The sequence below is a fragment of the Kitasatospora sp. NPDC056181 genome, assembly GCF_042266225.1.
In the GTDB taxonomy this organism is placed as follows: domain Bacteria; phylum Actinomycetota; class Actinomycetes; order Streptomycetales; family Streptomycetaceae; genus Kitasatospora.
On record NZ_JBHJUK010000241.1, the window covers coordinates 1 to 9,025 of the forward strand.

Annotated in this window: 5 protein-coding genes, 1 pseudogene and 1 riboswitch; of the genes and pseudogenes, 3 read left to right on the plus strand and 3 right to left on the minus strand. The window is 73.5% G+C overall.

The window, feature by feature from the left end; translation table 11 throughout:
• Positions 1–97: 97 nt before the first annotated feature.
• Positions 98–2,998, minus strand: coding sequence for an aminomethyl-transferring glycine dehydrogenase (gene gcvP / locus ACFC1F_RS41580; RefSeq protein ID WP_376166798.1), 2,901 nt, complete (start codon positions 2,996–2,998; stop codon positions 98–100).
• A gap of 242 nt (positions 2,999–3,240) precedes the next feature.
• A riboswitch (glycine riboswitch) is annotated at positions 3,241–3,344 on the minus strand.
• 223 nt (positions 3,345–3,567) lie between these two features.
• On the opposite strand from gcvP, the pseudogene ACFC1F_RS41585 reads away from it, so the two are divergent.
• The 3 genes and pseudogenes from ACFC1F_RS41585 to ACFC1F_RS41595 form a co-directional block, all read left to right on the plus strand.
• A pseudogene (locus tag ACFC1F_RS41585) lies at positions 3,568–3,945 on the plus strand (PRC-barrel domain-containing protein); the annotation flags it as partial.
• Positions 3,931–4,902 (plus strand): YsnF/AvaK domain-containing protein, encoded by a 972-nt coding sequence (locus ACFC1F_RS41590; RefSeq protein ID WP_376166803.1) that lies wholly within the window; start codon positions 3,931–3,933, stop codon positions 4,900–4,902. The pseudogene ACFC1F_RS41585 and the gene ACFC1F_RS41590, both read left to right, overlap by 15 nt.
• A 144-nt stretch (positions 4,903–5,046) precedes the next feature.
• A complete protein-coding gene (locus ACFC1F_RS41595) occupies positions 5,047–6,537 on the plus strand; it encodes an MFS transporter (protein ID WP_376166800.1) in 1,491 nt (496 codons plus the stop codon).
• Positions 6,538–6,681: 144 nt separating this feature from the next.
• Here ACFC1F_RS41595 and ACFC1F_RS41600 read toward each other — a convergent pair whose 3' ends face one another.
• Positions 6,682–8,094, minus strand: a complete 1,413-nt coding sequence (locus tag ACFC1F_RS41600; protein ID WP_376166802.1) for a DNA polymerase IV — start codon at positions 8,092–8,094, stop codon at positions 6,682–6,684.
• A 121-nt stretch (positions 8,095–8,215) separates the two neighbouring features.
• Complete coding sequence (locus ACFC1F_RS41605) at positions 8,216–8,914, minus strand: vancomycin high temperature exclusion protein (RefSeq protein ID WP_376166805.1); 699 nt, start codon at positions 8,912–8,914, stop codon at positions 8,216–8,218.
• Positions 8,915–9,025 lie beyond the last annotated feature (111 nt).

Genomic DNA, 9,025 nt, shown 5'->3' on the forward strand with positions numbered 1-9,025 from the left:
CCGCGCACCCCCCCCCCCCCCCCCAGCGGCGCCCCCCCCCCCCCGGGGCCCTGCCACCTGTCGTCCTCCACGGACACCGTCCGTGGGACGCCCTACGTCAGACGCCGTACTCGTCCAGCGGCGGGCAGGAGCAGACGAGGTTGCGGTCGCCGTACGCGCCGTCGATCCGGCTGACCGGCGGCCAGTACTTGTCCGCCGGGTTCACGCCCGCCGGGAAGACCGCCTCCTGCCGCGAGTAGCCGTGCGCCCAGTCGCCGGCCAGCGTGGCGGCGGTGTGCGGGGCGTTGCGCAGCGGGTTGTCCTCGGCCGCCCACTCGCCCGAACCGACCTTCTCGATCTCGGCCCGGATCTCGATCATCGCGTCGCAGAACCGGTCGATCTCGTGCAGGTCCTCGGACTCGGTCGGCTCGATCATCAGCGTGCCGGCCACCGGGAAGGACATCGTCGGCGCGTGGAAGCCGTAGTCGATCAGGCGCTTGGCGATGTCGTCCACCGTCACGCCCGTCTCCTTGGTGAGCGGGCGCAGGTCGATGATGCACTCGTGCGCCACCAGGCCGCCGGGGCCGGTGTAGAGCACCGGGAAGTGCGGGGCCAGGCGCTTGGCGATGTAGTTGGCGTTCAGCACCGCGACCTGGGTGGCGCGCTTGAGGCCCTCGCCGCCCATCAGCCGGACGTACGCCCAGGAGATCGGCAGGATGGCCGCCGAGCCCCACGGCGCGGCCGAGATCGGGCCGACACCGGTGGCCGGGCCCGCCTCCGCCTGGAGCGGGTGGTTCGGCAGGTACGGCGCGAGGTGCGCGCGCACCGCGACCGGGCCGACGCCCGGGCCGCCGCCGCCGTGCGGGATGCAGAAGGTCTTGTGCAGGTTCAGGTGCGAGACGTCCGCGCCGAACTTGCCCGGCTTGGCGAGGCCGACGAGGGCGTTCAGGTTGGCGCCGTCCACGTAGACCTGGCCGCCGGCCTCGTGCACCGCCGCGCAGATGTCGGTGATCTCGGTCTCGTACACGCCGTGGGTGGACGGGTAGGTGACCATCAGCACGGCGAGCTGGTCGCGGTGCTGCTCGATCTTGGCCTTCAGGTCGTCCACGTCGACGTCGCCGTCGACCAGGGTCTTGACCACGACCACGCGCATGCCGGCCATCACGGCGGAGGCCGCGTTGGTGCCGTGCGCGGAGGACGGGATCAGGCAGACGTCACGCTGGGTGTCGCCGTTGGCGTGGTGGTAGGCGCGGACGGCCAGCAGGCCGGCCAGCTCACCCTGGGAGCCCGCGTTCGGCTGGATCGAGACGGCGTCATAGCCGGTCACCTCGACGAGCTGCTGCTCCAGCTGACGGATCAGGGTCAGGAAGCCCTGGGCCTGGTCGATCGGCGCGAACGGGTGCAGCTGGCCGAACTCGGGCCAGGTCACCGGCTCCATCTCGGTGGTCGCGTTGAGCTTCATCGTGCAGGAGCCCAGCGGGATCATGCCGCGGTCCAGCGCGTAGTCGCGGTCCGACAGGCGGCGCAGGTAGCGCAGCATGGCGGTCTCGGAGCGGTGGCTGTGGAAGACCGGGTGGGTCAGGTACTCGTCCTCGCGCAGCAGCGCGGCCGGCAGCGCGTCGGCGCCCTCGGCGACCTCCACGCCCTCGACGCCGAACGCGGCCCAGACGCCCGCCAGGTGCTCGCGGGTGGTGGTCTCGTCGGTGGAGACCGAGATCCGGTCCTCGCCGTCCTGGTGGACGTTGATGCCGTGGGCGCGCGCGGCCTCGGCGATCGCGGCGGCCCGGCCGGGCACGACGGCGGTGACGGTGTCGAAGAACTCGCCGTGCAGCAGCTCCACGCCGCCGGCCCGCAGGCCCTCGGCGAGGGCGGCGGCGTAGCGGTGGGTGCGGCGGGCGATGTCGGCCAGGCCGTCCGGACCGTGGTAGACGGCGTACATCGAGGCCATGACGGCGAGCAGCACCTGGGCGGTGCAGATGTTGCTGGTGGCCTTCTCGCGGCGGATGTGCTGCTCGCGGGTCTGCAGCGCCAGGCGGTAGGCGCGGTTGCCGTCGACGTCGACGGAGACGCCGACCAGGCGGCCGGGCAGCGAGCGGGCGTACTCGGCGCGCACCGACAGGTAGCCGGCGTGCGGGCCGCCGAAGCCCATCGGCACACCGAAGCGCTGCGAGGTGCCGCAGGCGATGTCGGCGCCGAGCGAGCCCGGGGACTTCAGCAGGGTCAGCGCCAGCAGGTCGGCGGCGACGGCGACGATCGCGCCGAGGCCGTGGGCCTGCTCGATGACGGGGGTGAGGTCGCGGACCACACCGGTGGCGCCCGGGTACTGGAGCAGCACGCCGAAGACGCCGCGCTCGGCGATCTCGGCGGGGATGCCCGCGGAGAGGTCGGCGACGACGACCTCGACACCGGTCGGCTCGGCACGGGTCTCGATCACCGCGATCGTCTGCGGGAGGGTCTCGGCGTCGACCAGGAAGACACCGCCCTTGACCTTGGTGACGCGGCGGGCCAGCGCCATCGCCTCGGCGGCCGCGGTGCCCTCGTCCAGCAGCGAGGAGCCGGAGGTGGGCAGACCGGTCAGGTCCGAGACCAGGGTCTGGAAGTTGAGCAGCGCCTCCAGGCGGCCCTGCGAGATCTCCGGCTGGTACGGCGTGTAGGCGGTGTACCAGGCCGGGTTCTCCAGGACGTTGCGCAGGATCACCGGCGGGGTGAAGGTGCCGTAGTAGCCCAGGCCGATCATCGGCTGGAGCACCTGGTTGCGGCCGGCCAGCTCGCGCAGCTCGGCGAGGACCTGTGCCTCGCTGCGGCCACCGGGCAGGTCCAGGGCGGTGATGGAGCGGATCGCCTCGGGCACGGCGGTGGCGGCGAGCTCGTCCAGCGAGCCGTAGCCGACCTGCGCCAGCATCTTCTCCTGCGCGGCGGCGTCGGGGCCGATGTGGCGGTTCTCGAAGGGGCTGGCCAGCTCAAGCTCGGTGAGGGTCGAGGCGCCGGTGGGGCGTCCCGCGTTCGGCTGGGCGTTCATGGTGGTCGAGGCCTCCTGGTCACGGACCGGCGGGGGTACGCACGCCCGTACGGCTTCCGCCGCTGCGGACAACAGCGGACGGGCCTGGGCGGGCGGACCCGACAGGCCTCCCCCTCTGTCATCGGGACCTGAGAGCTTCACCCGCGCGGCACGCGGTGGGCGCGCCGCCGGCTTGCACCGTCGGTGAGGGTGGTGGCCGCCGGCTCCCTCGCCCGCAGTCCTGCCCTGCTTTCCAGAGTGACCTATCCCACACGGTACGGATGCCTGAGAGATTCCGGGGAGGAGTTGCTCCTTCGGCGCCCCGACCAGTGGTTTTCACTGTCGGGGACTCTCCCGAGCGGGCTCGGCGGTCGCGCCCAGGGTACCAGCGGGAGGCCCTTCGATCACGGGTGCGTCAGGTCACTCCGGGACTTCGCCCGTGACCCGGACGGCGCACCACCGGGCCCGTCCGGCCCCGCCCCGGTCGCGGCTGTCCGGTTCATGGCTTTTGGTGTGAAGTGGCGGATGGGACGGGCGGGCCGGCCGCCGGCCTGCGGGAGTCCCGCAGGCGCAGCGCACTGGAGGAAAGAGTGCAGACCGATATCGACCCCCGGGACCTCATCGGCCACAAGGCGGTCGACCGCAACGGAGACAAGATCGGCACGGTCGACGAGGTGTACCTGGACGACGCCACCGGACAGCCCGAGTGGGCCGCCGTCCGGACCGGCATCTTCGGCCGGGACGCGTTCGTCCCCCTGACCACGAGCGAGTTCTCCGGCGACGAGCTGCGGGTTCCGTACGACAAGTCGCTGGTGAAGGAGTCGCCGGACTTCGGCGTGGGCCAGCACCTGTCACCGGCCCAGGAGCTCCAGCTCTACCGCTACTACGGGCTGGACACCCCGGTGGACGGGCGCCCGTCGGCGGGCGACGGCTCCGGCTCCGAGCCGGCCGACCTGGACTTCGGCTCCGTCCCGCCCGCGGCGGCCCAGCCCGCGGCCCCGGCGGCGGGCACGGCGGCAGTGGCGGGCACGGTGGCCGCCGCAGCAGCAGCGGCCCCGGCGTCGAAGTCCGCGGACCAACCCGCCGCCGCGGCACCGGCACCGGCGCCCAAGCCGCTCGCCTTCCACTCGGCCGACAGCTTCCACTCGGCCGACAGCGCGACCCCGTCCCCCCTCACCACCCCGGCGGCCGACCTCGGCAAGCCGTCCGAACCCGCCACGGAGGCCAACGTGCGAACCCTCAGCACCACCGCGCCCGCCGCCCCCGTGGCGCCGGTCACCCACGAGCCGCGCCCCGCGGCCGCACCAGCCACCACCGGCCCGGCCACCCCGGCCACCTCGGCCACCCCAGCCACCACCCCGGCCGACTCCACCGCCTCCGGCCCGGCCTCGTCCGCACCCAGCGGCCCGGTGGAGATCACCTGCCGCGAGGAACGCCTGGACATCACCACCGAGTGGCACGTCCTGGGCACCGCGAAGCTGCGCAAGTACGTGACCAGCGAGCCGGTGGAGCGCCGGGTCCCGGTGGTCCGCGAGCGCGTCCGGGTGGAGCGGATGCCGGTCGGCGAAACGGAGCGGGCCTCGCTCAGCGACAAGGAGATCGCGGAGGCGGTGGAGGAGGTCACCCTGCGCGAGGAGCGCCCGGTGGTCCGCAAGTACCTGGCCCCGATCGAGCGGGTGCGCCTGGTGGTCGAGCGGTACACCTCCGAGGAGGTGATCCGCGACGAGCTGCGCCGCGAGCACGTCGAGGTGCACGACAACACCGCCGCCGCCTCGACCCCGGGCCCCACTTCCCCGAACGCGCACGCCCCCGCCCAGCCCACCCCCGCGCCGACCTCCGCGCCGGCCCCCGCATCGCCCCCCACGCCGGCCTCCGCCGCGGCCGACGAACCGTCGCGCCCGGCCACGCTCAGGCCGCTTGCCTGACGACGCCTCACCGGGGACCCCGGGCCCGCCGCGGCCCGGGGTCCTTCGACTTTGCCAAAGCTTCACCGATCGATATTTGACACAATGAAGTATCTCCCTGCATGGTTACTTCAGTTCATTCACTATGTACGGGAGGAAGCAACCGTGAGTGAGGCACCACAGCCCACCACCGCGGCCGAGAAGCAGAGCAGCGCCCGGGTCCTGCCGGCCCTCATCCTGGCGATGCTGTCGTTCAGCGTGGTGCAGACCGCGGTCGTCCCGATCCTGCCCTCGCTGGCCAAGGAGCTCAGCGTCTCCGGCTCCAGCATCACCTGGCTGATGACGGCCAACCTGCTCTCCGCCGCCGTGCTGACCCCCCTGCTGGGCCGTTTCGGTGACCTGCGCGGCCGCAAGCCGATGCTGCTGATATCGCTGACCGGTCTGGTGGCCGGCTCCGCGCTGGCGGTCAGCACCCACTCCTTCACCTGGCTGGTCGTCGCCCGTGTCCTCCAGGGCGCCGGCGGTGGCGTGCTCCCGCTGGCGATCAGCATCGTCCGCGACGAGCTGCCGAAGCAGAAGGTGACCGGCGGCGTCGCCGCCATCAGCGCCTCCATGGGCGTCGGCAGCGGCCTCGGCCTGGTCGCCACCGGCCTGCTGCTGGAGCACTGGAGCTACAAGTCGATCTTCTGGATGGGCCTGGTCTTCGGCCTGATCGCGGTCGCCCTGGTCGCCCTGCGGGTGCCCAGCGACCCGGTCACCGACAAGGACGGCGGGGCCGACCCGCTCGGCGCCCTCACCCTGGCCGGCTGGCTCTCCGCCCTGCTCGTCGCGGTCAGCCAGGGCAACCACTGGGGCTGGACCTCGACCAAGACCCTCGGCCTCTTCGCCGTCGCCGCCGTGGTCGCCCTGGTCTGGGGCGTCATCGAGGTCAAGGTGAAGCACCCGCTGGTGGACATGAAGATGATGTCCCGCCCGGCCGTCGCCTTCACCAACCTGGCCGGCCTGCTGATCGGCTTCGGCATGTACGGCTCGTTCATGGTGATCAGCAACTTCGCCCAGACCCCGGAGAAGTTCGCGCACTACGGCTTCACCGCCACCGTGCTGCACGCCGGCATCATGCTGCTCCCGTCGGCCGTCGGCTCGATGGTCGCCGCCCCGCTGGGCGCCCTGCTGATCGCCCGCCGCGGCCCGCGCCTGCCGCTGGTCCTCGGTGGCGTCCTCGGCGCCGTCGCGATGGCCTACCTGGCCGTGCGCCACAGCCACGAGGCCGACATCTACACCGCCTCGGCGATCTTCGGCCTGGGCATCGGCCTCGCCTTCTCGGCGATGCCCGCCTACATCAACGGCGCCGTCCCGGTGGAGCAGAGCGGCATCGCCAACGGCATGAACGCCGTGCTGCGCACCGTCGGCGGCGCGATCGGCACCGCCGTGATGGCCGCGATCCTGACCGGCGACACCATGAAGCTGCCGATCCCGATCGCGCTGCCGACCCTGGACGCCTACAAGCACGCGTTCTGGACCGCCGCGGTGGTCTGCGCGATCGCCGGCGCCGTCCCCTTCCTGATCCGCACCGTCAAGCCGTCCACCACCGTCGCCGCCGGCAACGCGACGGCGGACCTGGACTCCAGCCCCCAGCTGGCCAAGACCGACGCCTGACGAGGCGTCCACCCCCCGCGCCCAGGGACAGAGCGCGGGGGACCGGACCCCGAACGGTCGACGAGGGCATCGCGACCGCCCGAGGCCCGGCACTTCAAGCGGCCCCACCCGGTTTCCCCTGCCGGGCGGGGCCGCTTCGTACGTTCAGCCCCCGGTCCCGTCGCCCTCGTCCGGCCCGCCCTCGTCCGGCCCGCCCTCGCTCCCCCGCAGCGGCAGCGGACGCGCGGGCTCCAGCGCCGGGTCGTCCACCGCGAAGGTCCGCACCCGTCCCGGCCCGCTCCACGGCGTCTCGAACCGCACCGTCACCCGCCCCACCCCGCTGCCCTGCACCCACCCCGGTCCGAACTCGCCGTGGTGCACGTCCTGCCCGGGCATCCAGTGCGGCGTCGAAGGCGCGGTCGGCTCCCCCTCCGCCTCGGCCGCCACCGGCTCCTGCTCGCCGGACTCCGCCTCCTCCCGGACGGCCTGCGCGAACAGGTCCTCCTGGGTGTAGTCGGCCAGCTGCGCGACCCCCACGCCGAGCAGCCGCACGCCACCGGTGATGTCCACCTGCGAGGCCAGCCGCCGGGCCGTCTCGGTGATCACCGCCTCGTCGTCCGTCGGGCCGCGCAGCGTCTCCGAGCGGGTCAGCGTGGAGAAGTCGAACCGCCGCACCTTCAGCACCACCGTCCGCCCCGACCGGCCCGCCGCCCGCAACCGCCGCACGCACCGCGCCGCCAGGACGTCGACCTCGCGCAGCACCCGCTCCCGGTCGGCGAGGTCCACCTCGAAGGTGTCCTCCACCGACACCGACTTGGCGTCCTGGTCGGCCACCACCGGCCGGTCGTCCAGCCCTATGGACATCTGGTGGACGCCGGTGCCGTGCGCCCTCCCCAGCAACTGCACCAGCTCCGCCTCCCCCGCCAGGGCGAGGTCGGCCACCGTGTTCAGGCCGGCCCGGCGCAGCACCTGTTCGGTGGCCGGGCCGATGCCGGGCAGGGCGCGGACCGGCATCGGCCCGAGCACCACGCGCTCCTGGCCGGGCTCGATCAGCACCAGCCCGTCCGGCTTGGCCTGCTCGGAGGCGATCTTGGCCATCAGCTTGGACCCGGCCGCCCCGACCGAGGCGGTCAGCCCGGTGCGCCGCTGGATGTCGGCCCGGAGGTCCTCCGCGAGGGCCAGCACCAGCCGCTCCCCCGTCCCGTGATCCGCCGCCGCCAGCGCGGGGCCGTACGGGCCGGCCTCCAGGTCCACGAACGCCTCGTCCAGGCTGAGCGGCTGGACCAGCGGCGACAGCTCCCGCAACAGGCCCATCACCAGCTCGCTCACCTGCCGGTAGGCCTCGAAGCGCCCGGACAGGAACGCCGCGTTCGGGCAGAGCCGGCGCGCCTGCGCCATCGGCATCGCCGAGTGCACGCCGAACCTCCGCGCCTCGTAGGAGGCCGTGGAGACCACCCCACGCCCGCCCAGGCCGCCGACGATCACCGGCTTCCCGCGCAGGCTCGGCTTGGACGCCTGCTCCACCGCGGCGAAGAAGGCGTCCATGTCGAGGTGGATGATGCTCGGCAGTGACCGCACCTGCCGATCATGCCGCACGGGTACGACAGTCCGACCGAACCGGGCCGCCGCCCCGGTACCGCACCGCCCCGCACCCCCGGCGCCTCGCCGTACCGCGCCTCCGGTGCCTCGCCGCCCCGCGCTACCGCTGCTGCGCCGCCCCCGCGTCGGCGAGCGCCTGCGGGATGCCCTCCTCCTTGGGCCCGAGGAACAGCGGGTCCGGCCGCAGCCAGGCGTTCAGCGCCGCCTTGCCCGCCCCCGGGATCTCCCGCAGCCCTCCGTACAGCCAGGTCTCGTCGTGCGCCTCCGTCACCCCGACCGCGTACGAGTCGATGCCGGCCGCCTGACAGAGAGCCAGCGCCCGCCGGACGTGGAAGTCCTGGCTGACCAGCACCGCCCGGTCCACCCCGAAGATCCGGTGCGCCCGGGTGCACGAGTCCCAGGTGTCGAAGCCCGCGTAGTCGCCCACCACCCGCACCTGCGGCACCCCGTGCTCGATCAGGTACTGCCGCATCGCGTCGGTCTCGTCGTAGCTGTCCCGCCCGTTGTCGCCGGTGACCAGGATCGCCTGGACCTTCTGCCCCCGGTACAGGTCGAGGGCCGCGTCCAGCCGGTGCGCCAGGTACGGCGACGGCTTGCCCTGGTCCAGGCCCGCGCCGAACACCACCGCCACCGGCGCCCGCGGCGCGCTCGCCACCGTACCGACCCGGTCCCCCGCCGAGGTCCACAGCCAGGCGCTCGGCGCCAGCGCGAGCACGGAGCCTGCGGTGACGAGCTGGAAGATCCGGCGCTGGGTGCGCCGCCGCCCCAGCCGGACGCCGAGCCGCCGTACCCGCTGCAGCAGGCCGGGTATTCCGGTCCCGAACCGCACGTGCTCCCCCTTGGTCTCTCCACCAGACCTGATCGGTCCACCACGCACGACGAGGCCGCGGGCCCGGACGGTTCCCCGTCC